The sequence below is a fragment of the Klenkia sp. PcliD-1-E genome (assembly GCF_024124375.1).
Lineage (GTDB): Bacteria > Actinomycetota > Actinomycetes > Mycobacteriales > Geodermatophilaceae > Klenkia.
The window spans coordinates 70477-96208 of sequence record NZ_JAMXRZ010000002.1 but is presented as its reverse complement, the minus strand read 5'-3'; the positions used below and the strand labels follow the sequence as shown (position 1 = coordinate 96208).

19 protein-coding genes and 1 tRNA gene are annotated in these 25732 nt (G+C 73.6%); 6 read left to right on the top strand and 14 right to left on the bottom strand.

Features of this window, described 5'->3' with window-relative positions; translation table 11 throughout:
* Positions 1-74: 74 nt before the first annotated feature.
* Positions 75-998, top strand: coding sequence for an aldo/keto reductase (locus NH342_RS01195; protein ID WP_253010420.1), 924 nt, complete (start codon positions 75-77; stop codon positions 996-998).
* Between the two features lie 3 nt (positions 999-1001).
* Here the strand turns inward: NH342_RS01195 and NH342_RS01190 are convergent, their stop codons facing one another.
* The 5 genes from NH342_RS01190 to NH342_RS01170 all read right to left on the bottom strand — a co-directional run bounded on the left by NH342_RS01190 (position 1002) and on the right by NH342_RS01170 (position 8008).
* On the bottom strand, positions 1002-2090 hold the full coding sequence (locus NH342_RS01190; protein WP_253010418.1) for an EAL domain-containing protein: 1089 nt from the start codon (positions 2088-2090) through the stop codon (positions 1002-1004).
* Positions 2091-2130: 40 nt separating this feature from the next.
* Positions 2131-4440: an EAL domain-containing protein gene (locus tag NH342_RS01185; RefSeq protein ID WP_253010416.1), complete on the bottom strand. Its 2310-nt coding sequence runs from the start codon at positions 4438-4440 to the stop codon at positions 2131-2133.
* 66 nt (positions 4441-4506) lie between these two features.
* Positions 4507-5190 (bottom strand): trimeric intracellular cation channel family protein, encoded by a 684-nt coding sequence (locus tag NH342_RS01180; RefSeq protein ID WP_253010414.1) that lies wholly within the window; start codon positions 5188-5190, stop codon positions 4507-4509.
* Positions 5191-5258: 68 nt separating this feature from the next.
* Positions 5259-7316, bottom strand: a complete 2058-nt coding sequence (locus NH342_RS01175) for an acyl-CoA dehydrogenase (protein WP_253010412.1) — start codon at positions 7314-7316, stop codon at positions 5259-5261.
* Positions 7313-8008 carry a TetR family transcriptional regulator gene (locus NH342_RS01170; protein ID WP_253010410.1) on the bottom strand — a complete coding sequence of 232 codons (696 nt, stop codon included), beginning with the start codon at positions 8006-8008 and terminating at the stop codon, positions 7313-7315. Before NH342_RS01170 ends, NH342_RS01175 begins: the two co-directional genes overlap by 4 nt.
* 65 nt (positions 8009-8073) lie before the next feature.
* Here NH342_RS01170 and NH342_RS01165 point away from each other — a divergent pair, with 65 nt between their 5' ends.
* The 4 genes from NH342_RS01165 (at position 8074) to NH342_RS01150 (ending at position 13502) form a co-directional block, all read left to right on the top strand.
* Positions 8074-9360 (top strand): acetyl-CoA C-acetyltransferase, encoded by a 1287-nt coding sequence (locus tag NH342_RS01165; RefSeq protein WP_253010408.1) that lies wholly within the window; start codon positions 8074-8076, stop codon positions 9358-9360.
* A 13-nt stretch (positions 9361-9373) separates the two neighbouring features.
* The gene (locus NH342_RS01160) at positions 9374-10726 is read left to right on the top strand and encodes a 3-oxoacyl-ACP reductase (RefSeq protein ID WP_253010406.1); all 1353 of its coding nucleotides are present in this window, start codon (positions 9374-9376) and stop codon (positions 10724-10726) included.
* Complete coding sequence (locus NH342_RS01155; protein ID WP_253010404.1) at positions 10726-11580, top strand: MaoC/PaaZ C-terminal domain-containing protein; 855 nt, start codon at positions 10726-10728, stop codon at positions 11578-11580. The genes NH342_RS01160 and NH342_RS01155 overlap by 1 nt, the downstream gene beginning before the upstream one ends.
* Positions 11581-11876: 296 nt before the next feature.
* Positions 11877-13502 carry a fibronectin type III domain-containing protein gene (locus NH342_RS01150; RefSeq protein ID WP_253010402.1) on the top strand — a complete coding sequence of 542 codons (1626 nt, stop codon included), beginning with the start codon at positions 11877-11879 and terminating at the stop codon, positions 13500-13502.
* A 114-nt stretch (positions 13503-13616) separates the two neighbouring features.
* Here NH342_RS01150 and NH342_RS01145 read toward each other — a convergent pair whose 3' ends face one another.
* Positions 13617-14747 (bottom strand): glycosyltransferase family 1 protein, encoded by a 1131-nt coding sequence (locus NH342_RS01145; protein WP_253010400.1) that lies wholly within the window; start codon positions 14745-14747, stop codon positions 13617-13619.
* Positions 14748-14838: 91 nt separating this feature from the next.
* Between NH342_RS01145 and NH342_RS01140 the strand changes: the two genes are divergently transcribed.
* Positions 14839-14925, top strand: a tRNA-Ser gene (locus NH342_RS01140).
* A 55-nt stretch (positions 14926-14980) separates the two neighbouring features.
* On the opposite strand, the gene xerC is transcribed toward NH342_RS01140, so the two are convergent.
* From xerC to NH342_RS01100, 8 genes are all read right to left on the bottom strand, one after another.
* Positions 14981-16039 (bottom strand): tyrosine recombinase XerC, encoded by a 1059-nt coding sequence (xerC, locus tag NH342_RS01135; RefSeq protein ID WP_253010398.1) that lies wholly within the window; start codon positions 16037-16039, stop codon positions 14981-14983.
* A 110-nt stretch (positions 16040-16149) separates the two neighbouring features.
* Positions 16150-16362: an excisionase family DNA-binding protein gene (locus NH342_RS01130; protein WP_253010396.1), complete on the bottom strand. Its 213-nt coding sequence runs from the start codon at positions 16360-16362 to the stop codon at positions 16150-16152.
* Between the two features lie 184 nt (positions 16363-16546).
* Entirely contained in the window at positions 16547-21727 is a 5181-nt protein-coding gene (mobF, locus tag NH342_RS01125) for a MobF family relaxase (RefSeq protein WP_253010394.1), read from the bottom strand.
* A gap of 118 nt (positions 21728-21845) precedes the next feature.
* On the bottom strand, positions 21846-21995 hold the full coding sequence (locus NH342_RS01120; protein WP_253010392.1) for a hypothetical protein: 150 nt from the start codon (positions 21993-21995) through the stop codon (positions 21846-21848).
* Between the two features lie 26 nt (positions 21996-22021).
* Positions 22022-23110, bottom strand: a complete 1089-nt coding sequence (locus NH342_RS01115) for a glycosyltransferase (protein ID WP_253010390.1) — start codon at positions 23108-23110, stop codon at positions 22022-22024.
* A 149-nt stretch (positions 23111-23259) separates the two neighbouring features.
* Complete coding sequence (locus NH342_RS01110) at positions 23260-24069, bottom strand: ABC transporter permease (protein WP_253010388.1); 810 nt, start codon at positions 24067-24069, stop codon at positions 23260-23262.
* 24 nt (positions 24070-24093) lie between these two features.
* Positions 24094-24927, bottom strand: a complete 834-nt coding sequence (locus tag NH342_RS01105; RefSeq protein ID WP_253010387.1) for an undecaprenyl-diphosphate phosphatase — start codon at positions 24925-24927, stop codon at positions 24094-24096.
* Entirely contained in the window at positions 24924-25682 is a 759-nt protein-coding gene (locus tag NH342_RS01100) for a hypothetical protein (RefSeq protein WP_253010386.1), read from the bottom strand. The genes NH342_RS01105 and NH342_RS01100 overlap by 4 nt, the downstream gene beginning before the upstream one ends.
* Positions 25683-25732 lie beyond the last annotated feature (50 nt).

Here is a 25732-nt window from a genome sequence, read left to right as displayed (position 1 = left end):
TCTCGGGCTTTTTCCGTCCCAACCGACCCAGGCGACCCGCTGCGGCACCCGTGCGGTCTCCTTATGGTTGCTCCATGCCACGACTTCCCGGGACCGACCTGACCGTCAGCGACCTCTGCTTCGGCGGCAACGTGTTCGGCTGGACGGCCGACGAGTCCACCTCCTGGGCCCTGCTGGACCGCTTCGCCGACGCCGTCCCCAGCACCGAGTCGCCCTTCGTCGACAGCGCCGAGATGTACGGCAACGGCCTGTCCGAGCAGATCCTGGGGCGCTGGATGGCCGAGCGCGGCATGCGGGACCGCGTCACCGTGGCCACCAAGGCCTCGCCCGGGGACAAGGAGCACCCGCTGTCGGCGCCGGAGATCCGGGCCGCGGCCGAGCGGTCGCTGCGCAACCTGCAGACCGACCACATCGACCTCTACTACGCCCACTACGACGACCCGACCACGCCGCTGGAGGAGACGCTCACCGCCTTCGACGAGCTGGTTCAGGCCGGCAAGGTCCGCCACGTGGCGGCGTCGAACTACTCGGCGCAGCGGCTCACCGAGGCCCTGGACGTCCAGCAGCAGCAGGGCCTGTCGCCCTACGTGGCGCTGCAGCCGCACTACAACCTCATGGAGCGGGCGGTCTACGAGGACGAGCTGCGCGACGTCGTCGCCGACCGCGGGCTGGGCACCCTGCCCTACTTCTCGCTGGCCAAGGGCTTCCTGACCGGGAAGTACCGGGCCGGGGAGACCATCGACTCGCCCCGGGCCAAGGGCGCGTCGGCCTACGTGGGGGAGAAGGGCGACCGGGTGCTCGCCGCGCTGGCGCAGGTCGCCGACGCGCACGGCACCACCGGGTCCGCGGTCGCCCTGCGCTGGCTGGCCGACCGGCCGACCGTGGTCGCGCCGATCGCCAGCGGCCGGTCGGTGGAGCAGCTGGCCGACCTGCTGCCGATGCTGGACCTGCGGCTGTCCGAGGACGAGCGCGCCGCCCTGGACGACGCCTCGGCGTAGCGGTCAGCGGGCCGCCGCGGCGCCGGCCAGGTCCTCCACCCGGACCAGGCCGACGACCGCGCCGGTGGCGTCGGCGCACGGCACCGGGTCGAACCGCAGGGCCGGACGGCGGGCCAGGGCCCGGTGCAGCGCCTCGGCGACGGGGGTGTCCACGGGCAGCACGAGCGGGACCGGTGCCTCGAACCAGGCGCCGGTGCGGGCGTCGACCAGCGAGAGGGTGGCCGGGTGGCCGGCCTCGTCGAGGACGAGCACCGGCGGGGTGAGCTGGCGGTCGTCCCGGCCGGGGGACCAGGTGCGCACCGGGCGGAGCAGCCCGGCCACGGTGGCGTCGGTGCCGCTGCGCAGGGCACGGTCCCGCAGGGTGCGCACCACCCGGGGGGCGGCCGGCCCGTAGCCGTCGGCGGTCGGGCCGACCAGCCATCCCCGCGCGGCGTGCACGCCGGCCTCGAGCAGGCCCTGCAGCTCGGCGTCGGTCTCCACGCCGTCGGCGAGCACGGTGGCCCCGGCCGCGGCCGCGTAGGCCACCACGCCGACGGCGATCGCCGTCCGGCGCTCGTCGCCGGCGAGCCCGGCGACGAGGGGCGCGGGCAGCAGGACGACGTCGGCCGGCAGCTGCGGCAGCCGGTGCAGCAGCGCGGCGGGGACCGCGAGGGCGGCGCCGCGCTCGCGCAGCACCGTGCAGCGGCGGAGCAGGGCGGCCTCGTCGTCGACGTTGGCGTCGGTGAGCTCCAGGACGACGCCGACCAGCGGGACGCGCAGGGCGGTGTGCACGACCGGGGCGCCCAGCAGCCACGGGTCGACGGCGACGTGGAGCCGGCCGGTGGCGGGTCGGCGGGCCAGCGCGGTCTGCAGCAGCAGGGCCTGCAGGGGGGCGGCCAGGCCGGCGTCGTGCGCGGCGGCGAACCAGACGTCGGGGGTGGCGGTGCCGGGGAAGCGGGCGGCCGCCGTCCAGCCGGTCACCGAGCCGTCGGCGAGGTCGACGACGGGGGAGTGCACGACGGTGAGGTCGTCGGGGTCGGCCAGCAGCGGACGGCAGCCGGTCCGGGCGGTCGGTTCGTACAGGTCGGTCACGCAGGTCTGATCGACCGGCACCGCACGGTCCTGGACCGTGACCTCCCCCCACCGGGGGAGGTCACGCCGGGACGACGACCCCGTCCAGCAGCGGCGGGACGGCGTCGGCCTCGACCGGACGGCCGAGCAGGTAACCCTGGGCGTGCTGGCAGCCCAGCGCCCGCAGCAGGTGCAGCTGGGCGGGGCGCTCCACCCCCTCGGCCACCACCGGCAGCCCGATCTCCTCGGCCAGCCGCAGCACGGCGTGCAGGAAGCGGGCCTGCCGCGGGTCGTTGTCCACCCCGGCCAGGAAGGAGCGGTCGATCTTGACCGAGTCCAGCGGCATGGCGTTGAGCTGGGCCAGCGAGGAGTAGCCGACCCCGAAGTCGTCCAGGGAGACGCCCACGCCCAGGCGGCGCAGCTGGGTGACGGTGGTCCGGGCGGCGCCCAGGTCGGCGAAGATGCCCGACTCGGTGATCTCCAGGACCAGGGCGCCCGGGCGCAGGTCGTGCCGGCGGACCAGGTCGGCCACCGTCGTGACGAAACCGGGGGCGACCAGCTGGCTGGGGGCGACGTTGACGTGCACGACCAGCAGCTCCTCCCGGCCCCGGCTCCACCCGGCCAGCCGGGTGCAGGCGGCCTCGAGCAGGTCGGCGGTGAGCGGGCCCATCAGCCCCGCGCGCTCGGCGAGGGGGATGAAGACGTCCGGGGGCACGTCGCGGTCCTCGTGCCGCCACCGGGCCAGGGCCTCCAGGCCCGAGAGGCGGCCGGTCGCCAGCTCCACGATCGGCTGGAAGGCCAGCCGCACCCGGCGGTCGGCCACCGCGGCCCGCAGCGCCGTCCGCAGCTCCTCGTCCTGCAGCTCGGCCAGGCTCATGCCGGCGCTCCAGGAGACGATGGTGTCCTTGCCCGACCGCTTGGCGGCGTACATGGCGGTGTCGGAGCGGGCCAGCAGCTCGTCGGCGGCCAGGGGCGGGTCGTCGGGGGTCAGCTCGCACAGGCCGACGCTGGCCCGCACGTCGACCACGTCGCCGCGCAGGGTGAACGGCGTGCCCAGTGCCCCGGCGACCTTGGCCGCGGTCAGCACGGGGTCACCGCCGTCCTCCAGCAGGACGGCGAACTCGTCGCCGCCGAGGCGGGCGACGGTGTCCCCGGCCCGGACGGCGCCGCGCAGCCGCTCGGCCACCCGCACCAGCAGCTCGTCGCCGACCGCGTGGCCGAGTGTGTCGTTGACGACCTTGAAGTCGTCGAGGTCGAGGAAGACCACCGCCACCGGGCGCAGGTCCCGGGCGTGCAGCTGCAGGGCGTGGTCGAGCCGGTCGAGGAAGAGTGCGCGGTTGGCCAGCCCGGTCAGCGCGTCGTGGAAGGCCTGGTGGCGCAGCTCCGCCTCGCGGGCGGCGAGCTCGGTGGCCAGCCGGCCGTTGTCGCGCAGGGCCAGCCACTGGCGGGCCAGCAGCAGGGCGACGACGACGCCGGCGGTGAGCAGCTCCCACCCGTCCAGCCGGCGGCCGCCGAAGGCCAGCACCGTGGTGACGGCGAACGCGACGGCGACCGGGACGTAGAGCAGCAGGTCCGCCCCGCCGCGGTCCCCCCGGCGGCGGGCCCGGGCGGGCGCGGCGCCGCCGGGCGGGCAGAGGGCGGCCAGGGCGACCAAGAGGAAACCGGCGATCCAGCCCAGGTCGAGCAGGTTGCCCTCGTAGTCGCCCTCGGCGGCGACGTAGGCGAACGCGCTGTCGGAGACGGCGAAGGCGACCAGGCCCAGGGTGACCAGCACCTGCGGCGTCCGGGCGGTGGTCGCCCGGGCGACGGTGAGGGTGCCCAGCACGATGAGCAGCACGTCGAGCACCGGGTAGCCGACGAGCAGCCCGGCGACCAGCGGGTCGTTGCCGGCATTCATCGCCACGACCGTGCCCAGCGTGGTCTCCCAGCTGACCAGGCCGACCGCGGCCGAGGTCATGGCGGCGTCCAGGGCCCGGCGCCAGCGGGCGGTCGAGCCGTCGCCGGTGGGGGTCAGCAGGAGCGCGGCGCCGGCCAGCAGCGGGAAGGCGACGAACCCGACGTCGGCCACCGACGGGAAGGGCGCCTCACCGCGCTGGACGATCTGCACCCAGCACCACCAGGCCTGGCCCGCGGCCCAGGCCGCCGTGCCGACGGCCAGGCAGGTCCAGGACCAGCGGGCCCGACCGGCGACGGTGCGCGACCGCCAGGCGCAGGCCGCCGCCGCGGTCAGCCCGGCGGCGAGCTGGAGCAGGTTGGAGACGTAGACGTCGACGAGGACGGCGTCCCCGAGGGAGGAGGCCAGCTGGAAGCCCACGACCACCACGAGGACGGCGGCGACCGCCGGCACCGGGGGGCCGCTGCGGGGGCGTGCCGGGACGCGCGGGTACGGCACGGCACTCCTTCCGGGACAGGTTGTGCCCCATCCTTCGGCAGCCGTGCACCGGACTTGACCCCTTGCTCACCCCTCCGGGCGACGTCGACGTCCTGACCAGCGTGTCCGCGCGCGCAGTGGCAGGTCGATCGCCACCGGTGCCGACCAGCCCCGCCGCACCGACAGCAGCCGCAACCCGGCCACCAGCGCGATCGTGGCGGCGGCGACCGGGAGCAGCGGCAGGTCCAGCGGACCGGACAGCACCGCCAGCAGCGAGGCGCCGATGAGCGCGGCGACGGCGTTGTAGGGGCCGGGCTGCACGATGTCGGCGCGCTGGGCCAGCAGCACGTCGCGGATGACGGCTCCGCCGACCGCCGTCGCGACGCCGAGGAAGACCACGCTGGCCACCGGCAGCCCGGCGTTCTGCGCCTTCTGGGCGCCGATGACGGTGAAGAAGCCCAGGGTGAGCGCGTCGAGGCCGGTGAGCAGGCCGGTGGTGCGGTTGAGCCAGCCGGCGAAGAAGAACGTGACCATCGCGGCGACGCCGACCGTCGGCAGGTAGGCCGGGTTGGTGACGGCCACGGCCGGCACGCCCATCAGCGCGTCGCGGATGAGGCCGCCGCCGAGCCCGCCGGTGACCGCCAGCAGCAGCACCCCGGACAGCGCGAAGCCCTCACGGGCGGCCAGCAGGCCACCGGTGAGGGCTCCGACGACGACGGCGGCGAGGTCCACCGCCACCGGGATGCGCAGGACGTCGGCGGTGGCGCTCACCGCCCCAGGATGACGGGTCACCCCGACGACGCCCGTACGGCCTGGTCGCGGGGGCCGACCAGGTCTCCCTACTGGGCCGGTGCCATCTCCAGGTCCACCGCCGTGGCGTCGGGGGTGTCGACGGCGGAGTCGCCGGGTGCCGCGGCCGCCCGCACCCGTGCGTCCTCGGCGGCCATGACCTCCTGGCGGGGGCCCTCCTCGGTGACGATGCGGGCCTGCACCCACGCGTCGGGGATGGCGAACCCGTCGACCAGCGTGGTCATGAACGGCCGCAGCTCCTTGAGCAGTGCGTTGACCGTGCTGGTCACCGCCTTGGACCGGGCCGGGGTGAGCCGGCCGTGCTCCAGGAACCACCCGCGGTCGGCCTCGATGGTGGTGAGCGCGTAGAGGTCGCAGAGCTTGGCCAGCAGCGCCCGGGCGGCCGGGTCGGCGGTGCGGTCGACCGCGGCCACGAACGCCTCCAGCACCACCCGGTCGATGTGCGTGGTCGCCGTCCGCAGCACGTGGTCCTGCACGTCGTTGAAGACGTCGAACAGCCGGTTCGACTTGTTCGCGGCGCCCTTGCGCAGCCGGTTCGCCGCGCCCTCGAGGGTGTGCTTCTCGCGGTCCTCGAACATCTTCAGCTGCCAGCCGCGGTCCAGCAGGGAGACCTCCTCGTCGCGGCCGGGGACGGCGTCCACCAGCCGGGCGATCAGCCCGCGGGCGGCGGTGCGCTCCAGCACCGTCTCCTTGACCAGGTCGGCGACGAACTGCGCCTTGCCCCAGCTGTCCAGCGACCCGAAGGAGTCCTGGTAGCCGGTGAGCAGGCCCTTGGCGACCAGCTGCAGCAGGACCGTGTTGTCGCCCTCGAAGGTGGTGAAGACGTCGGTGTCGGCCTTGAGCGCCGGGAGCCGGTTCTCCGCCAGGTAGCCCTGGCCGCCGCACGCCTCGCGGCACATCTGGATGGTCCGGGTGGCGTGCCAGGTGTTGGCGGCCTTCAGCCCGGCGGCGCGGGACTCCAGCTCGCGCTGCGCGGCCTCGTCGACCGTCTCTGCACCCTGCACGTCGTGCATGGTGGAGGTGAGCTCCTCCTGCGCGAAGTGCAGCGCGTAGCTCGTGGCCAGCGCGGGCAGCAGCTTGCGCTGGTGCACCAGGTAGTCGTTGACCACGATCTCGCGGTCCTCGCCCGGGGCGGCGAACTGGCGCCGCTTCTCTCCGTAGCGGATGGCGATCTGCAGGGCCAGCTTGGTGGCCGAGCCCGCCGACCCGCCGACGCTGACCCGCCCGCGCACCAGGGTGCCGAGCATGGTGAAGAAGCGCCGGGTCTCGTTCTCGATGGAGGAGGTGTAGGTACCGTCCTCGGCGACCTGGCCGTAGCGGTCCAGCAGCATGTCGCGGGGCACGGAGACGTGGTCGAAGGACAGCCGGCCGTTGTCCACGCCGTTCAGCCCGGCCTTCGGGCCGTCGTCGCCGATGGTGACGCCGGGCACCGGGTTGCCGGCCTCGTCCCGGATGGGCACCAGCCAGGCGTGCACGCCGTGCCGCTTCCCCTGGGTGATCAGCTGGGCGAAGACGACGGCCATCCGGCCGTCCTTCGCCGCGTTGCCGATGTAGTCCTTGCGGGCGGACTCGTGCGGGGTGTGCAGGTCGAAGGTCTGCGTGTCCGGGTCGTAGGTGCAGGTGGTGCGCAGCTGCTGCACGTCCGAGCCGTGGCCGGTCTCGGTCATCGCGAAGCAGCCGAGCAGGTCGGCGTCGATGATCTTCCGCAGGTGGGCCGCGTGGTGCCGCTCGGTGCCCAGCAGCTGCACGGCGCCGCCGAACAGGCCCCACTGCACCCCGGCCTTGACCATCAGCGACAGGTCGCCGAACGCGAGCATCTCGATCGAGGTGACCGAGGCGCCGGCGTCGTCCTCCCCGCCGTAGGCCTTCGGGAAGCCCAGCCGGGTGCGCCCGGTGGCCGCCAGGTCCTTGAGCAGGCCGGTGATCCGCTCCCGCGCCTCGGCGTTGGTCTCCCCGTACACCGGGGCGTACTTCTGCTCGCCGAGCTGGTCGCGGGCATCCCGGCGGACGTGCGCCCAGCGGCCGTCGAGCACCTCGGTGAGGCGGGCCGGGTCGACCGGGGTCAGGTGCTGCTGCGTGCTGGTCATCGGGTTCCCTCCGTGGTGGCGTGCTGGGTCTGCGGGGTGCGGGGCGCGACGACGCCGGACAGGCCTGCCCAGGCGAGGTCGGTCAGGTGTGCGGTGAGCTCGGCGCGGGGCATCGGGTCGGGGGAGCCCAGCCACCGGTCGGCGGCCGAGCGGACCAGGCCGACCAGGCCGTGACCCCAGGGCTCGGCGGCCGCAGTGGGCCGGCCGGCCTGCTGCAGCGCCAGGGCCACCAGTGCGGTCGCCTGCTCGCCGACCAGCTCGGACAGCCCGGCGATGGGGTCGGCGGACGGGTCGCGGTCGACCGGCGGGTGCACCACGAACCGGTAGAGCTCGGGGTCGGCCTCGATGAAGGCCAGGTAGGTGTCGATGGCGGCGGCGACCATCTGCCGCGGCCGGTCGGTGCTGGTCATCGCCTGCCGCAGGGCCCCGAGCAGGTGCTCGGCCACCTGCGCGCAGACCGCCAGGTGCAGCTCGCCGCGGTCGGCGAAGTGCCGGTAGACGACGGTCTTGCTGGTGCCGGCCGCGGCGGCGATCTCGGAGATGCCGACGCCGGGCCCGTGCCGGCCCACGGCGGCGACCGTGGCGGCGACGAGCTGCTCGCGGCGGGCTCGCCGGTGCTCGTCCCACCTCGAGTCGCGCCGGTCGCGGCGCCGCGGGACGGTGCCGGCCGGGGTCACCGCCGTCGATTTCATGTGACCGACGGTACCTGATACCGTCGGTACCGACAACGCGACCTCGTCACACCTCGGAGGGCCTCATGCCCCGCCCCACCGCCCGCCAGGCTGCGATCGTCGGCGGGAACCGCATCCCGTTCGCCCGGTCGAACAAGAAGTACGCCCGCGCGAGCAACCAGGACATGCTCACCGCGACCATCGACGGCCTCGTCGCCCGGCACGGCCTGGCCGGCGAGCAGGTCGGCGAGGTCGTCGCCGGTGCCGTCCTCAAGCACGCCCGCGACTTCAACCTCACCCGCGAGGCCGTGCTCGGCTCGCAGCTGTCCCCGGCCACCCCGGCCTACGACGTGCAGCAGGCCTGCGGCACCGGCCTGGAGGCCGCCGTCCTGGTGGCCAACAAGATCGCGCTGGGCCAGATCGAGTCCGGCATCGCCGGCGGAACCGACACCACCTCCGACGCCCCGCTCGCGGTCAACGACGACCTGCGCCGCGTGCTCATCGCCGCCAACGCCGCGAAGACCCTGCCCGACCGGCTCAAGCTGCTCGCCCGCATCCGCCCCGGCCAGCTGGTGCCCGACCAGCCGCGCAACGTCGAGCCGCGCACCGGCCTGTCGATGGGCGAGCACGCCGCGATCACCGCGAAGGAGTGGGAGATCGGCCGGGAGGCGCAGGACGAGCTGGCCGTGGCCAGCCACCGCAACCTCGCCGCCGCCTACGACCGCGGCTTCTTCGACGACCTGGTCACCCCGTTCCTGGGCCTGACCCGCGACGACAACCTGCGCCCGGACTCCACGGTGGAGAAGCTCTCGACCCTGAAGCCGGTGTTCGGCAGGGGGGAGGGGGCCACGATGACCGCGGCGAACTCCACCCCGCTCACCGACGGGGCCTCGGCGGTCCTGCTGGCCAGCGACGAGTGGGCCGCCGAGAAGAACCTGCCGGTGTGGGCGCACCTGGTCGACGCGCAGACCGCCGCGGTCGACTACGTGCACGGCGGGGAGGGCCTGCTCATGGCGCCGGCCTACGCGATGCCGGTGATGCTGGCCCGCAACGGCCTCACCCTGCAGGACTTCGACCTCTACGAGATCCACGAGGCCTTCGCCTCGACGGTCCTGTCGACCATGACGGCCTGGGAGGACCCGGGTTTCTGCAAGGAGAAGCTGGGCCTGGACGCCCCGCTGGGGTCCATCGACCGGTCCAAGCTCAACGTCAACGGCTCGTCGCTGGCCGCCGGGCACCCCTTCGCCGCCACCGGCGGCCGCATCGTCGCCTCGCTGGCCAAGGCGCTGCACGAGGCCGGGCCCGGCAAGCGCGGGCTGATCTCCATCTGCGCGGCCGGCGGCCAGGGCGTCGTCGCCATCCTCGAGAGCTGAGAAGGGACACCCCGTGAGCGACTGGTACCGCGACTTCGCCAACTCCGGCATCGGGTCCACCATCACCCGGCAGCTGGGTCTGCCCCGGCCGGTCCGGCTGCGCCGCTACGCCCCCGGGCAGCCGCTGCTCGACGGGCCGGCCCTGGTCGGCTCCGCCGGCGACGGCCGGCTGCGCGCCGAGGTCGAGTCGGTGCTGAAGGAGGAGGGCGTCACCGTGCTGTCCCCGGTGGGCGCCGACGGGGAGCGGGGGCCGAAGGTGGCCGCCGTCGTCCTCGACGCCACCGGGGTCACGACCCCGGCCGACCTGGCCTCCGCGCACGACTTCCTCGCGCCCGCGGTGAAGCGGCTGGGCACCAACGGCCGGGTCGTCGTCCTGGGCGAGGTCCCCGGCGAGGCGCCGTCCCCGGCGCTCGCCGCGGCCCGGCAGGCCCTCGACGGCCTGGTGCGGTCGCTGGCCAAGGAGCTGCGCGCCGGGGCGACCGCCAACCTGGTGTACGTGCCGAACGGCGCCGAGGCTTCGGTGCCCGGGCCGCTGCGGTTCTTCCTGTCCGGCCGGTCGGCCTACGTCGACGGCCAGACCGTCACCCTGACCGCGGCCGACGTCCCCAGCGCGGACGGCGGGACCACCCCGCTGGCCGGGAAGGTCGCCGTCGTCACCGGCGCGGCCCGGGGCATCGGCGCCTCGATCGCCGAGGTCCTCGGCCGCGACGGCGCCCACGTGGTCGCCGTCGACGTCCCGGCCGCCGGCCAGGCGCTGGCCGACGTGGCCAACCGCGTCGGCGGGACGGCGCTGCAGCTGGACATCACCGCGCCCGACGCCGCGCAGCGGTTGGTGCAGCACGTGACCGAGCGGCACGGCGGTGTGGACGTGGTGGTGCACAACGCCGGCATCACCCGGGACAAGCTGCTGGTCAACATGGACGCCGCCCGCTGGAACTCGGTGCTGGCGGTGAACCTGCAGGCCCAGCTCGACATGACCCAGGCCCTGCTGGACGCCGACGGCGCGCTGAAGCCCGGTGCCCGGGTCATCGCGGTCAGCTCGCAGTCGGGCATCGCCGGCAACCGCGGGCAGACCAACTACTCCGCGTCCAAGGCCGGCGTCATCGGCATGGTGCGCTCGTGGGCGCCGGAGTTCGCCTCGCGCGGGGCGACCATCAACGCCGTCGCGCCCGGGTTCATCGTCACTGAGATGACCGCCAAGATGCCCTTCGGCACCCGCGAGGTCGGCGCCCGGTTGAACTCCCTGAACCAGGGTGGGCTGCCGGTGGACGTCGCCGAGGCCATCGCCTGGCTGGCCCAGCCCGCGAGTGCCGGGGTGAACGGCCAGGTGCTGAGGGTCTGCGGCCAGAACCTGCTGGGGGCCTGATGGGCACGCCCGTCGTCCTGCCCTCGGCCCCGGCGATGGGGCCGCTGTTCGCCAAGGCGGCGCTGACCGCGCGCGGCCGGGGCGGGCCGCTGCCGGACACGCACCTGACCCGGGTGGCCGTGGCGGTCGACCCGGCGCAGGTGGCCGACTACGCGGAGGTCTGCCGGTTCCGGTTCGGCGACACCCTCCCGCCGACCTTCCCGCACGTGCTGACCTTCCCGCTGCAGGTCGCGCTGATGGCCGACCGGTCCTTCCCGCTGGCCCTGCCGGGTCTGGTGCACGTGCGCAACCGGGTGGACGTCGTCCGGCCGGTGTCGGTGACCGAGAAGCTGGACCTGGAGGTCTGGGCCGACCGGTTCACCCCGCACCGCAGCGGCGCGACCGTGGACCTGGTTGCGTCGGTGCGCTCGCGCGGCGACGAGGTGTGGCGGGGGCGGTCGACCTACCTGGCCCGCGGCGCCGCGGCGCCGGTCGCGTCGGCGCCCGACGTGCCGGACCTGGCGATCGGGGACGTCGCGCAGGCCGCGGTGTGGCGGGTGCCCGACGACGCGGGGCGGCGCTACGCGAAGGTCTCCGGCGACGTGAACCCGATCCACCTGTCGGGCCTGACCGCCAAGGCGTTCGGCTTCGAGCGGGCCATCGCGCACGGCATGTGGGTCAAGGCCCGGGCGCTGGCGGCGCTGTCCGGCCGGCTGCCCTCGGCGTTCTCCGTGGACGTGACATTCCGCAAGCCGCTGTTCCTGCCCTCGACGGTCACCCTCTCCACGGGCCGGCGGGACGACGGCTGGGACCTCGCCGTCCGCAGCGCGAAGGCGGGCGCCGACCACGTGCTGGCCACCGTCCGCCCTCTGTGACCCCCTGGTCAGCGTTGATCAGGGGAGTTGATCGAACTCCGTCCTCCTGCACCAGAGCTGCTGCAGGAGGACGGACTTCGGTGCAGGAGGAGGCCGGCGCGGACTGCGGGACAAGAAAGTTCCTTATTTCCTCCGCATGACGTTCACAGGGTGCTGACAGGCAGCCGATGGGGGTGGTGCGCGGGACAACCGTGCACGTGCCCGGCGCTCCGGGCAGTCACGGGGGAGCCCCGCACATGCGCTTCACGTCCCCGTCCCGTCGTGCGCTCGGCGTCGTCGCCGCCAGCACGATCGGGATGTCCACCGCCCTCCTGGGCGTCACCGGCATCGCCTCGGCCGCCGATGTCCTGGTGGCTGGTCAGACGCTCACCTCGGCCAGCGTCAACTCCTTCACCGTCGGCGACGGCGTCTGCGCAATCGACTGGAAGGTGTACGGCGCTGGAGGCGGTACGGCCAGCGACAACACGGCAGGCAAGCCCGGTGGCGTAGTCATCACGCGGGACGAGACCTCGGTGGGTGACGTCTACGAGATCCACGCCGGCACGGCAGGTGGCGATTCTGACGGGACCAGTGGGGGCTCCGCGGGCCAGGGGTACGCCTACACCGACCCGACGGACTCCGACAACGACTTCGACGTGTCGGGCGAGGCCGGCGATGCGGATGACCCGAACGCTCCGCTCTTCTACAGCGGCGGTGGCGGCGGCGGCTCCGTGGTTCTCGACGACCAAGGGTTGTTCATCGGTGCAGCTGGTGGCGACGGCGGGGCCGCCGAGGAGACGCTTTCGGGTTACGGCGGTGGTTACACCTTCTCCTACACCGACAACGAGGACGCGGACGGCGTGGGCGAGCAGTACACCGGCTCGGTCAGTGCGACCGGGGTTGCCTGTGCCGCCCCGAAGGCCCCCGGCAACCTGCAGGTCAGCGGCAGCGACGGTTCGGCTGTTGTCTCCTTCTGGGCGCCGCCGACCGACGACGGGTACGCCACGATCACCGGATATCAGGTCAAGGTCGACAACGGCGCTTGGACGGCGATAACGACCGCCTACGACCAGGCAACGGACAAGACCTCGGGCACGATTGCGATCGCCAACAGCCGAGACCCCCACACCGTCTCGGTCCGCGCGACCAGCGCGGTCGGCCCGGGTGCATCGGTCTCGACCGACGACGTCTACATCTTCAGCAACCCAGCTGCCCCGACCGGCGTTGTTGTCGTGCCGGGTGTCTCCTCCATCCGTGTCTCCTGGTCGGCGCCGGCCGACACCAGTGACATCACCGGCTACCAGGCCTACGCCATCGTCGAGGGTGCCCAGTCCTCCGGAACCGACAATGTCTGCTCGCCCACCGGTCAGGCCCTCACCTGCGTCATCGGGGTCGAGGCCGGACACGCCTACTACGTGGGTGTCGCCAGCCTCAACGAGACCGGTTACCCCGGCGAGGACAGCGTCGCCAGCGGAGGCATGACCGCCGTCATCGCCGGTCCGGCAACCCCGTCGGCCGTGCCGTCCCAGGACAACGGCGACATCACCGGGCCGGCCGGTCCCATCTCCAAGCTGACCGCTGGCCAGAAGTTGACGCTGCAGGGCGACGGGTTCGCTCCGCTGTCGACCGTTCAGCTCCTCGTTTACTCGTCGCCGGTCAGCCTCGGCACCGTGGTCACTGACGGCAGCGGCCGCTTCTCCGTCGAGGTCACCATCCCCGCCGGCCTCGCCAACGGGACGCACCACCTGGTCGCCACCGGCGTCGACGCCGACGGCAACACTCGCAACCTCGTCGTCCAGGTGACCGTGTCCGGTGGTGTCGTGACCGATGCCTCGCTGGCCACCACCGGTTTCACCGCCGTCCCGGTCGCCGTCGGCGGTGGCCTGGTGCTGCTGACCGGTGCCGGCCTGCTGGTCGGCGCGCGTCGCCGCAGCAACGCCTGACCCAGCTCTGATCGACGGCCCCGTCCCCCATCCCGGGGGCGGGGCCGTTGACCTTGCAGGTCCGCAACGCCGCCACGCCGAGCACCGGCGTGGCGGCGTTGCCGTTCTGCAAGGTCACGAAGCGAGGCGGTGCACCGACGCCCCGCCGAGCACCCGCTCGTAGTGCCCGATCAGCTCGTCGCCGAGCCGGCCCCAGGTGCGGTGCGCCACCGAGGCCCGGGCCCGGCTCGCGGCCGCACGCAGCGCCAGCCGGTCACCGCGCAGGCCCTCGACCTGGGCGGCCAGCACCCACGGGTCGTCGCCGGCCCACAGCCAGCCGTTCTCCCCGTGCCGGACCAGGTCCAGCGGCCCGCCCGACGCCGCGACCAGCGCCGGGACCCCGGCGGCGAGGGCCTCCTGCACCGCCTGGCAGAACGTCTCGTCGGCGCCCGGGTGCACCAGGAGGTCCAGCGACGACACCAGGCCGCCCAGCTCGTCGCCGACCACCCGGCCGGTGAACACGGCCCGGGGCAGCAGGCGCTGCAGCGTCCGTCGCTGCGGGCCGTCGCCGACCACCACCAGCCGCACCCCCGGCAGCTCGGACACCGGACCCAGCAGGTGCAACCGCTTCTCCACGGCCAGCCGGGCGACCGTGCCGGCCAACAGCTCCCCGCTGGGGGCCAGGGCGGCACGGACGGCATCCGACCTGCGCGCGGGGGAGAACTGCTCCAGGTCCACGCCGCGCGCCCACAGCGCCAGCGGGCCGATGCCGTGCCGGCGCAGCTGGGCCATCGTGGCGGTGGAGGGTACGAGGGTCAGTGCCGTCCGCTCGTGCAGGGTGCGCAGCCAGCGCCACGTCGTGGCCGACCCGCCGGGTAGCCGGTACCGGCCGGCGTAGGCGGCCAAGTCGGTCTGGAAGACCGCGACCGCGGGGATGCCGCGCTGCTGCGCCGCGCGCGCCGCCGTCGCGCCGAGGACGGCGGGGGAGGCGAGGTGGACGACGTCCGGGCGCAGCTCGTCGAGCAGGTTACCGACCTCGCCCGTGGGCGCGGCCAGCGGCAGCTCCCGGTACCGCGGCAGCCGCACCGACCGGACGGCGTGCACCGGCACCACCGCGCCGCACCGGCTCTCGTAGTCGGCTCCGCTCGGCGCGATGACCACCGGCTCGTGGCCGCGCAGGGCGAGGTGGTCGGCCGCCCGCAGCACCGAGGTGACGACGCCGTTGACCGCGGGCGTGAAGGTCTCGGAGACCAGGGCGACGCGCACGGTGCCAGCACATCGGGCCCGGGTGACGGGAGATCGACACCGCGACGACGGTCGGGTGCAGGTCAGGCGGCGGGCTAGGCTCGACCGGCCAGGAGGGCTCGCCTAGTGGCCGATGGCGGCAGTCTTGAAAACTGCTAGAGGGTTACACCTCTCGAGGGTTCGAATCCCTCGCCCTCCGCTCTGACCAGGAGGTTTGTCCGATTCGAGACAGGTTCGCTCGCCTCGGAGGCCCCTCAGAGGGGTCGGCGTGCCATTCGCGTGCCACTACGGCTCGCGGGAGTGGTCCTCGCCAGGCGGCCCAGCCGGGCGGCGACCTCGGCATCGCGGTGCTCCGCCGCGTGCTGGTAGGTCATCGCTGCCCGGGTGGAGGAATGGCCGGCGCGCCGCATGACCTCCGCGATCGTGGCCCCGCTCTGGGCCGCCATCGTGAGGCCGGCGTGGCGGAGGTCGTGCAGGTGTGCACCGGGCAGCCCGACGCGATTCCGGGCGGTCTTCCATGCCGTGTGGACGTGGTGGGCGCGCAGCGCCGAGCCGTCTTGCCGGACGAAGAGGTGGTCCAGCGGCTTCACCGGACCCCGGACGTCGAGGTGCGCCTTCAACGCATCCAGGCCCTGCGGGGGCAGGTGGATAGTGCGCTGGCTGCCGGCCTTGGGCGGGCCCTCCCTGGGGCCGTCGTTGGTCTCGACGATCTGCCGGACGACGGAGACGGTGCCCACCCGGAGGTCGAGGTCGGCTGCCCGGAGGGCGACCACCTCGCCCAGCCGGAGATGACCCCAGAAGGCCAGCTGGACCAGCCCGCGGAGATGCACCGGCATCTCGGCGCTCAGCGCCTCCACCTCGTCCAGGGCGAGGAGTGGACGCTCGGGACTCCTGGCTTGCCCGGCGCCGACGATCCGGCACGGGTTGCGGGCGATGGCGTCGTCGGCCACGGCGGTGGACATGATGGCCCGCAGGACGGCGTAGGCCTGGCGGACGGCGGTGGGACCGGTGGCCGCGCTGATCTGGGCGTGCCACGTGCGGACCACGGCGGGGGTGATCCGATCGAGCATGAGGTCGCCGAGCTGCGGCAGGACCCAGCGGTCGAGCGACCGCTGGTACAGCTCTCTGGTCCGGACCGCGAGCGGACGGCCTCGCACGGTCCGTTCGGCCAGCCAGGACTGGCTGTACTCGCGCAGTCGGACGCCGCTCCGGACGGGGTCCAGCCATGAACCGCGGGCCATGTCGGTGTCGACCGAGGACAGGTAGCGACCGGCATCGGCCTTCGTCGCGAACGTGATCGGAGCCGGCCGCAAGTGACCGTCAGGTCCGGGGTACCGCGCCTGCCACCGACCGGAGGGCAGCTTGCGGACGCTGCCGAACTGCCTACGACTGGTGGGCACTGGTGGTCACGGAGGTCGGTCGGTCAGCGACGGGTGCTGACTGGCTCGACGGTGCGCTCGTCGAGGTAGGCATCCAGGTCGGCCTGCCAGAACCTCAGGGACCGGCCGGCGTAGGTGAATCGAACCCGTCGCTCAGCGACGAGCCGGTAGATCAGTCGTCGACCACAACGCAGATGCGCTGCAGCACCATCGACGTCGAGCAACCCGCCGCTGGATGCGGTGACCTTGGCCGCCATGTGTGCTCCTTGGATCGGCACCACGTGGCCTCCCTCGGCCACCCGTCTGGATGCGCGTTGCTCGCACGCGTCCACCAGACAGGTGACGTGGGAGAGGAGGCGGTGACGCCCCGGCCAGTGCAGCGTGGTGCGCACGTCGAGAACACGGCCCAGGAGACGGCGACGACCGAGGCGGAGCGAGCCATCACCGACCTCTGCTTGGAGCAGGTACCCGCCGGTTCGGGGCTGGCTGCCACGCGTGAGCGGGCCGCGAGCACGTCAAGTTGTCGAGAGGCGAGGGAGCAGCTGCCTTGCTCGTGTGGGGCATGGCGTCCTGCGTCGCGCCACCGGCGGGCCGCCGGTTCTCTGCTGCATCCAGTACTTCGGCCAACGCGATGTCCGGGGCGATGCCAGTGCCGGCGACCACGTGGGTGAGCAGGGCCGGCCATCGGTCGACGGGCACCGCGGCGATGATGCGAGCTGCACGCCGAGTCGCCGTCACCTGGCCTTCGACGGTGCCCAACTGCGCGTTGCAGTCGTCGAGCACGTCGCGGATGAGCACATCGGCGAGACACCGTGAGGAGTCCAGTGCGTTCAGCAGTGCGCCCCGCCCGGCGTCATGCAGCAGTCCGGCCGGGTCCTGGCCGTCGGGTAGCTCGAGCGAGCTGGTCCGGTACTGCTCGGTGAGGCGCCAGAAGATCCCTGCCGCGGATCGGCGGCCAGCTGGGTCGGCGTCCATGGCCACGACGATCTCGGGGCGGTCGTGGGGCACGGCGCTGCGCAGGCGGTCTGCCTGGTGGTCTGTGAAGGCGGTTCCGAGCGGGGCGACACCGACGAATCGACCGTCGCCGGCGATGCTGACCGCGAGCGCGTCGATGGGGCCTTCCACCAGAACCGGGGTCGCCCCGTTGGTGATCGACGAATTATTGTCGGTGAGGCCGAACAGGTGCCTGCCCTTGATGAACGCCGCGGTCTCGGCGGTGTTCAGGTACTTGGGGACTGACGGGTGGGGGCGGGAATCGGCGTCGGGGTGGCGTCGGCCGATCCAGCCAACGATTCCGTCCTCGTCACGGATGGCGAACACGACCCGGTCGCGGAAGCGGTCGATGAGTCGACCGGTGGACGCGCGTGCGGCCAACCCCGCTCCGATCAACTCGTCGTCAGTGGCGTCGTGGCTGCGGAGGTGGTCGACGAGGGTGGTCCAGCCCTTCGGGGCGTAACCGACGAGATGGACGGTGGTCTGTGCCGGGTCGGTGCCAAGGCGGTCCGTGAGGTAGGTCTGTGCCCACGAGCCGTCGTAGCTCTGGCTGTAGAAGCCGGCCGCCAGCTGGTTCAGCTGGAGAGCGCGGTGTCTCGACAGCTCTACGGGCTCTGCCACGCCCGGGCTGTGGGGCACTTCGGAGCCCACAGTTTCCGCCGAGGTCGACCCGGTCGGCCCGTCGGCGGGATGGGTGTGAGGGGGCGGGTCTCCGTGCGCGCCGGCAGCCCGGTCCACGGCTGCACCGGGTGCCACCGGCAGTGATGCAGGACGGGGGAGTTCGGCACGGGTGGGGAGGTGTTCCAGCAGCCTCCACCACAGGGCCGCGGCGGGCAGTTCGTCGGGTAGCGGCGCACTCGTGGTTGCGTCGACCAGGCGGTCACCGGCCGGGTCGTCAAGCCGCTGGCTGGTGAGGCGGTCCAGCAGGACGGGCCAATAGGGATCCTCGGTCACGCGCGGCGCGGCGCCGCACAAGCGTTCCGCCCACCGGGCAGCGGTCGCCGTGGTCTCGGCGAGGTGTGTGCGTACCCGCCCGTCGAGCTTCCGCTGGGCTGCAGCTTCGCTGGCCGTGCCGGCGGGGTTCCCGGTGGGGCGCCGGTCGGACGGTTCGACCCCGGCGGCGGCTCGCCAGACCGCCAGCTCGCGTACGAGGTCGGCGTCCTCCAGGTAGGGGCGTGCCCATGGCGGCGCGCTGGCAGCTGTCCACCCTGCGGTGGAGTCCGCGGTCTGCGACGCCAGGTCGCGGATGCGAGATGCTCGACGGATCAGGTAGTCGCCCCACCGCTCGTCGCCTTCCAGCGCAGCGGGGACTGCGGGGAGCCAGCGGAGTGGGCCCGGCTCTGCGTCGCTGAGGTGGGTCGTGATGCGCCAGTCCAGGACAGCTGCGGGATCCCGTGCGTCGTCAAGGGGCCGGTCGTCGGGGGTGACGTGCTGCAGTTCGGCCACCGCATCGTGCCCGGCTGCTACGCGGAGCGCGAGGGTGGCGCGGAGCGTGGGGTAGGCGGGCTGGTCGGTCAGTCCGGGTAGGGCGGATTCGGCGGCGTCGTCGATGGCGGTCATGGTCTCGGCCCCGACCAGGCCCTCGGCGGCCGTTGCCAGGGCGTGGACGTAGCGGTCGACCTCACCAGCTAGTTGCAGCTGCGGGTCAGTGGCCTCGGCGACGGTGGTGGTGGCCGATCGGGGCGCCGTGTCCCGGGAGAGGACGCGCTGGAGGATGTCGAGGGCGGTCGGGGGGAGGACGCCGTCGCGGGTGATGGCGCTGTGGGCGTCGCCGTCTGCGGAGACCGCGACGAAGGCGTGATTGGTGTGTCGACCGCGGGTGAGGGCGACGTAGAGCAGCTGCCGCGATTCGGTGCCGGCGACGACGGTGTAGCTGGCGTCGGCGGTGACGCCCTGGGCGCTGTGCACGGTGGTGGCGTAGCCGAGGGTGAGGTGGGAGGCGACGTAGTCGGGCGGGAGCGTGGTCAGGGCGGCGGTGGCGGTGTGGACGACGTCGAGGGCTCCGGATGGGCGGACAGCGGCGATGGTCCATCGGTCGCCGTTGGTGACCCATCCGGCGCTCCCGTTGGGCAGGGTGCGGTCGTTGCGACGGCTGATGACGACGTCTCCGGCCGAGGCCTTCGTCCCGTCGGCGAGGGTGACCTCGCGGCGGGCTGAACCTTCGCCGGCGAGGCGGTCGGTGCGGGCACGGGTGTTGAGCGCCCGGACCAGGTCGCGGGAGGGGGCAAGCATGAGGGGGTCACGTCCGGCGGCGCGGTCGACTGACCATGCGGCGTAGACCTGGTCGACGCAGGAGGACAGGTCGCCGACGTGCACGCGACCGTGGTCGGCGTAGTAGCCCAGGGCGGCCGGGTCTCCGTCGCGAAGGGCGAGGGATGCTGCGCCTTCCACGAGGTTGGGTGCGCCGGTGTCGGGGTGGGTGAACCGCACGACCTCATCGAGGTGGGCCGCCCCGTGGGCGCGGGCGAGGTCGGTGAGAAGGCCGCCGGCGCCGACGGGGCCTAGCTGCTGGTCGTCGCCGACCAGCCGGACGGACCCGCCGGCAGCCAGGACGGTGGTGACGACGACAGCAAGGTCCTGGGTGGTGGCTGCGCCGGCTTCGTCGACCACGACCAGGGAGCCGGGGCCCAGGGTGGTGAGCCAGTCGGGGATGTCGAGCCCGGTCTGGGTGGCGTGGACGAACTTGGCGACGGTGTCGGTGCTGTCGGTGAGCTGCTCCCGCAGCACCGAACTCGCTGCTGCGGAGGGGGCGAGGCCGATGACGCTGCCCCCACCGGTACGCCAGGCGGCGGCCAGGGTGCGCAGCGCGGTGGTCTTGCCAGTGCCGGCCGGTGCAACGGCGACCTGCACCCGCGCACCGGATGCGGCCAGCGTGCGCACGAACTGGGCCTGGCCGGTGTTCAGCGCCGGGCCTGTCACCCCGGCGTTCCGCATGGCCTCTTCCACTGCAGCGCTCGGGGTGACGTGCCCGTCGAACCGCTGCGCCGCGTCCAGGACGGTGCGTTCTGCGGTCAGGACCTCGTCGGAGCTGTACTGGGAGGAACCGGCGGTCTCGTACACCGAGGTGCCATCGACCCGCCGCAGCGCGGCGGGTTCGCCGTCCTCGACCGTGGCAGTAAGGCGGTGAGAGGCCGGGGGTGACGTGGCGCGGATGACGATGTCGTCGACCACTCGGTCGAGGTCGCATGCGCGCACGCCAGCGTAACGGGCGCGGCGCTCAGCCTCGGCGCGCAGGTGGGTCTCCTGCCAGGTGGCCCGGGTGAGCGCGACGCGGGTGACCGTCGCGGCCACCATGGTGTTGGTCCAGGCGGGGGTGACGTCGGGGCCGGCAGGTCGGCCGGTTGGGAGCAGGGCGCGGGCGACGTAGCGGTCGAGTTGCTGTTCGTCGCCGAGGACGGTCAGGGCTTCGGCGCGCCAGGATTCGCGTTGTTCGGCGTGTGTGCGGGGTTCGTGCTTGGCCGGGCGGGTCTCCAGGTTGGCCTGCTGCGCCAGCTGGATCGCCTCCCGTGTGGTGGGGGGGCGTCCGTGGTCGGTCTGGAAGGTGGCGGCCAGGGCGGCGCGTCGGGTGTCGATGGCAGCGCGGCGGGAGGACCACAACCGAGGGAGCGGCCCGTCGATGCCGACGATCTCCCGCACGGACCGCTTCCCAGGCTCTGTGCTGGGTCGTTCGGCGAACCGGACGCCGAGGCGTTCGATGAGGAAGGCCTCGATGCGGGTGTTGTACCGCTCGGAGGCGGCGACTGCGTTGGCGTACAGCGGGTGGCCGTCGAGGGCCAACCACCTGCCGTCGGTGGTCTGGACCTTGTTGCTGATTGCGACGTGGGTGTGCAGGTCGGGGTCGCCTGCCCGGGAGTCACGGTGGGTGAACGACGCGGCAAGCAGGCCGCGGGTGTCGGTCTGGGCGACGCCATGGCGGCCGGTGCGGCTGTAGGTGGCGTGGTCCTCGATCCAGGCCAGGACGTCGGTAACGGCGTCGGCGTGGGCCTGCTCGATCACCTCCGCGACCTCGTGAGGCGCGATGGCCCACAGCGTCGACACGCTCTTGACGGGGCTGAAGGTGAGGTCGTAGCCGGCGACGGCGGTGGTCTGCTGCCGGGAGATTCGCGCGAGGTGCCCGGACAACTCGCGGGGGTCGAGTGGGTCGCGGCCGAACTGGTCGCGGAACATGGCCACCGCGATCTCTGTCCGGATGCGAGCGCGGTCCTCAGCCGGCACCGCGGGCGTTCCGGCCTCGCCTCGGGCGGCGTTGAACTCCCGGTAGGCGACCGCACAGCGGCGGCGGAACTCACCGGCCGCAGCGAACACCGGGTACGGCGCGCCCAGCCGAGAGGCCCGCTCCGCCGCCGTCGGGGTGGCGCCGGCGGCGATGGCAACCTGCTCGACCTGGGCGCGGTTGGGGTGACGTCCCTGCCCGAACAACGCCAGCATCTGAGCCTCGGCGACCTCGGGCCCCACAGCATCCCCGGTCAATCCGTCTAGACCGCGACCCATCCACCGGCCAGGCGACTCGCCGCGCGCCGTGTAGTAGGCCGACAGCCCACCGGGCGTGGGCGCGGTGGTGTCCTGCGCGGCCACCTGACGGCTTAGGTAGGTGTAGCCGTCCCCTGCGGTCAACTTGTGCACCGTCATCACACGGGGGCAGGCAACTTCGGGCGCAACGCGCTGTCACCCGGAGAGCAAGAGGTGTGTCGCTGCAGTCTTTGAGCGAACGATCGAGGTGAGGGGCGAGACGATCTCGGCGTGCGGTTCACAGGTGCGATGCAGGAGCGCTCCGTTCGGCAACCCGGCTGCGGAAGACCCAGGCGCGGAACAGCACTAGCCGCAGCAGGGTGGCGGCGAGGTTCGCCGCGACCAGGAACGTCAGCTCCACGAGGCGGTGGGCGTGCGGGTCCCACACGTTCAGCGCCGCCAGCGTGCCGCTGGTCAGCGCCAGGCCGAGGGCGAAGACCAGCAGGCCCTGGAACTGGGCGGTCGCCGCCCGCCGCGGCCGCGGATGCCGAAGGTCAGCCGCCGGTTGGCCGTCGTGTTGGCCACCGCCGTGACGGCGAGGGCGATGAGGTTGGCCGGCTGCGGGTCCATCGTGTGCCGCAGGCCGAGGAAGATCGCGAGGTAGGCCAGCGTGGAGACCGCGCCGATGGCGGCGAAGCGGACCAGCTGGCCGACCAGGCCGCTGGGGACGCCGTCCAGCGTGGGTTCGACGAGGGGGCCGCGGCCGATCTGGGCGCGCAGGTCGGCCAGGGGGAGGCGGCCGGTGGTGAAGGCGCGCCACATGCGCACGATGCCGGCGAGGTCTGCCTTGGCCGTGGAGACGATGTGCACGCGGCTGTCGGGGTCGTCGACCCAGTCCACGGGCACCTCGGCGATGCGCAGGCCGGCGCGTTCGGCGAGGACGAGCAGCTCGGTGTCGAAGAACCAGCCGGTGTCCTCGACCAGCGGCAGCAGGCGGGCGGCGACGTCGGCGCTGATGGCCTTGAAGCCGCACTGGGCGTCGGAGACGTGGGTGGCCAGGGTGCCGCGCAGCAGCAGGTTGTAGCTGCGGGAGATGAACTCCCGCTTGGCCCCGCGCACGACGCGCGAGGAGCCGGCCAGCCGGGTGCCGATGGCCAGGTCGGAGTGCCCGCTGATCAGCGGGGCGACCAGTGGCAGCAGGGCGTTGAGGTCGGTGGACAGGTCGACGTCCATGTAGACCAGCACGGCGGCGTCGCTGGCCTGCCAGGCCCGGTTCAGCGCCCGCCCGCGGCCGGGTTCGGTCTCCACCCGCACCACGACGCCGGGCAGCTGGGCGGCCAGTCGCTGGGCGAGGGCCAGGGTGCCGTCGGTGCTGGCGTTCTCCGCGATGGTGATCCGGTAGCTGAAGGGCAGCGTGGCCAGGTGGGCGTCCAGGCGGCGCACGCACTGCTCGAGGTCGGCCTTCTCGCCGTGCACGGGGACGACGACGTCCAGCACCGGGGCGGTGCGGTGATCAGCCCGGTCTACAGGGGCTGGGGCGGAGGCGATGACCGGGCGGCTCATGGGGTCGACCTTCGTCATCAGGACTGAACACCGCCTGACAACCGCTGTGCGCGTTCTCAGCGTTTGCCGCCGCCACCATTCGCCCACCCCGTCCTGGGGTCAGCCCGACCCGCCAAGACATGGGGCACCGTGATTCTGGTCGGTGCACCTCAGGTGGTGCTGCTCGACCGCGCTCGCCTCGCCGTCGTCGGTTCTGCGCGGACGACGGTGCCTCTCGTGATCAGTTCGGTGGTGACCCACACGGCGATCACCTCGGCGGCCAGCAGACCTACCAGCACCAGCAGTTGTGCGGCGCCGGCCTGCAGGGCGCTACCGCCCCCGAGCAGGACGCCGACGTAGGCACCGGGCAGGGTGACCAGCCCGACGGTCCGGGTCTGGTCCAGGGCCGGGACCAGCGCGGTGGCGGCGACGGGCTGGGCGACGAGCACCGCGGCGTCCCGCGGCAGGAACCCGAGGGCCAGGGCCGCCTCCACCTCGCCGTGCCGCTGCTCGAGTTCGTCGAGCACGCGGCGGCCGGCCAGCGAGGTGGCCGACATCGCGCCGCCGATGACGATGCCGGCGATCGGGACGACGGCCTCCCCGCGCAGGGGGACCGAGCCGCTGGCCAGCACGAGGCCGAGCACGGGGAGCACGCCGGCGGCGATGGGCGCAGCCATCAGCAGGGCCCGGCGGGGCGCCCCCCGTCCCCAGGTCGCGCCGCCGGTGACCCGGCCGGCCGAGGTGGCCGCGGCCACCACCAGCATCAGCACCGCGAAGGCCGCCGATGCCCACAGCGACCCGACGACGGCCACGATCACCGACGAGACCGCGGCCAGCTGGACGGCGGCCCGCAGGCAGGCCCAGAGCACCGGCCGCTGCTGCCCCAGCCCGGACACCCGGCCCACCAGCACGCCGAGCGCCAGCAGCGCGGCGAGGGCGATGCCCAGGCCGGGGCCCAGCGCGACGACGGAGGACCCCATGCCGCTCATCCTGGTCGGCGGCCGTCAGCGGGCGGCGAGCACGCCGCCGCTTACCAGCCCGAGCACCACAGCCCCCAGGACGACGCGGTAGACGACGAAGGGCACGAAGCTCCCCCGCTGCAGGTAGCGCAGCAGCCAGGCGATGACGGCCAGCCCGACGCCGAAGGACACCACGGTGGCCAGCGCGGTCGGGCCCCAGGCCACCGGGGCGCCCGCGGTGTCGCCGTGCAGCGCGTCGTAGGCCTGGTAGGCGCCCGACCCGAGCACCGCCGGGACGGCGAGCAGGAAGGAGTAGCGCGCCGCCGCCTCCCGCGTGTAGCCCAGCAGGAGGCCGGCGGTGATGGTGCCGCCGGACCGCGAGACGCCGGGGACCAGCGCGAGGGCCTGGGCCAGGCCGAAGGCGACGCCGTGCCCGACGGTGAGCTCCTCCAGCGTGCGCTGCTTGCGGCCGACCCGGTCGGCCACCAGCAGGACCACGGAGAACACGATCAGCGCGCTGGCGACGATGCGCAGGTCGCGGAAGGTGGTCTCGATCGTGCTCTGCAGCAGCAGGCCCAGCACCACGATCGGGACGCTGCCGACGATGATCAGCCAGCCCATCCGGGCGTCGGGGTCGCCGCGGCGGTCCCGGTGCACGAGGGAGGCCACCCACGCGGTGACGATCCGGGCGATGTCGCGGGCGAAGTAGACGAGCACGGCGAGCTCGGTGCCGATCTGGATGATGGCGGTGAACGCCGCACCCGGGTCGGGCCAGCCGGCGAGGGCGCCGACGATGCGCAGGTGCGCGCTGGAGGAGACCGGTAGGAACTCGGTCAGCCCCTGCACGACCCCCAGGACCAGGGCCTCGAACCAGCTCACCGGGTCGCCCGCCGGGCCGTGCCGGACACGAGGACCGCGATGAGCACCAGCCCGGTCACCGCGACGGGGACGTCACCCAGGCCGAGGCCGCCGGCCAGGTGCGCGGGCTTGCCGAGCCAGTCGGCGACCGAGGCCCCCAGCGGGCGGGTCAGCACGTAGGCGGCCCAGAAGGCGACCACCGGCGAGAGCCCGAACCGGGCCCAGCCGACCCACGGGACCACGATCGCCGCGGCGAACAGCACGATCGACCCGGCGAAGCCCAGGTGCCAGACGACGGCGGCCAGGTCACCGAGCGCGGTGCCCAGGGCGAAGGTGGTCAGCACCGCCGCCCAGTACAGGAGCTCGCGCCGGCGGGTGGTGATGCTGTGCACGTCGAGGGTGCCCTCGAGCCGGTGCCACACCGCGAACACGACCGCCAGGCCCAGGGCGGCCAGCCCCGCGGTGACCGGGTAGGGCAGGCCGAGCACGACGTGCGGGCCGTCGGCCACCATCGTGCCGAACACCGCGACCATCGTGACCGCCGTCCAGTAGCGGCCCGGGTGGAACCGGTCGGCGCGCAGCTGCCACCAGAGGGCGGCGACCAGGCCGAGGCCGGACACCGCCACCGCGAGGGGCAGGTTCGTCGCGGCGAACCCGTCGGCGGCGGCCTCACCGGTCCCGGTGGTCAGGACCTTGATCAGCCAGAACACCGCGGTGACGGCGGGGACCTTGACGGCCGGGGCGCGGTGGCGGGTGGACGGGGCGTGCTGCGGCACGGGCTGCTCCAGGGGGCGACGTCGACGAGGTGGGAGCTCGGCGTCGAGCC

Excerpts from the sequence above, each read along its gene's own strand:
- NH342_RS01150 (WP_253010402.1), top strand. The coding sequence starts at position 11,877 with ATGTCCACCGCCCTCCTGGGCGTCACCGGCATCGCCTCGGCCGCCGAT.
- NH342_RS01170 (WP_253010410.1), bottom strand. The coding sequence starts at position 8,008 with ATGAAATCGACGGCGGTGACCCCGGCCGGCACCGTCCCGCGGCGCCGC.
- NH342_RS01195 (WP_253010420.1), top strand. The coding sequence starts at position 75 with ATGCCACGACTTCCCGGGACCGACCTGACCGTCAGCGACCTCTGCTTC.
- NH342_RS01155 (WP_253010404.1), top strand. The coding sequence starts at position 10,726 with ATGGGCACGCCCGTCGTCCTGCCCTCGGCCCCGGCGATGGGGCCGCTG.
- mobF (WP_253010394.1), bottom strand. The coding sequence starts at position 21,727 with ATGACGGTGCACAAGTTGACCGCAGGGGACGGCTACACCTACCTAAGC.
- NH342_RS01115 (WP_253010390.1), bottom strand. The coding sequence starts at position 23,110 with ATGAGCCGCCCGGTCATCGCCTCCGCCCCAGCCCCTGTAGACCGGGCT.
- NH342_RS01110 (WP_253010388.1), bottom strand. The coding sequence starts at position 24,069 with ATGGGGTCCTCCGTCGTCGCGCTGGGCCCCGGCCTGGGCATCGCCCTC.
- NH342_RS01175 (WP_253010412.1), bottom strand. The coding sequence starts at position 7,316 with ATGACCAGCACGCAGCAGCACCTGACCCCGGTCGACCCGGCCCGCCTC.
- NH342_RS01165 (WP_253010408.1), top strand. The coding sequence starts at position 8,074 with ATGCCCCGCCCCACCGCCCGCCAGGCTGCGATCGTCGGCGGGAACCGC.
- NH342_RS01130 (WP_253010396.1), bottom strand. The coding sequence starts at position 16,362 with ATGGCGGCCAAGGTCACCGCATCCAGCGGCGGGTTGCTCGACGTCGAT.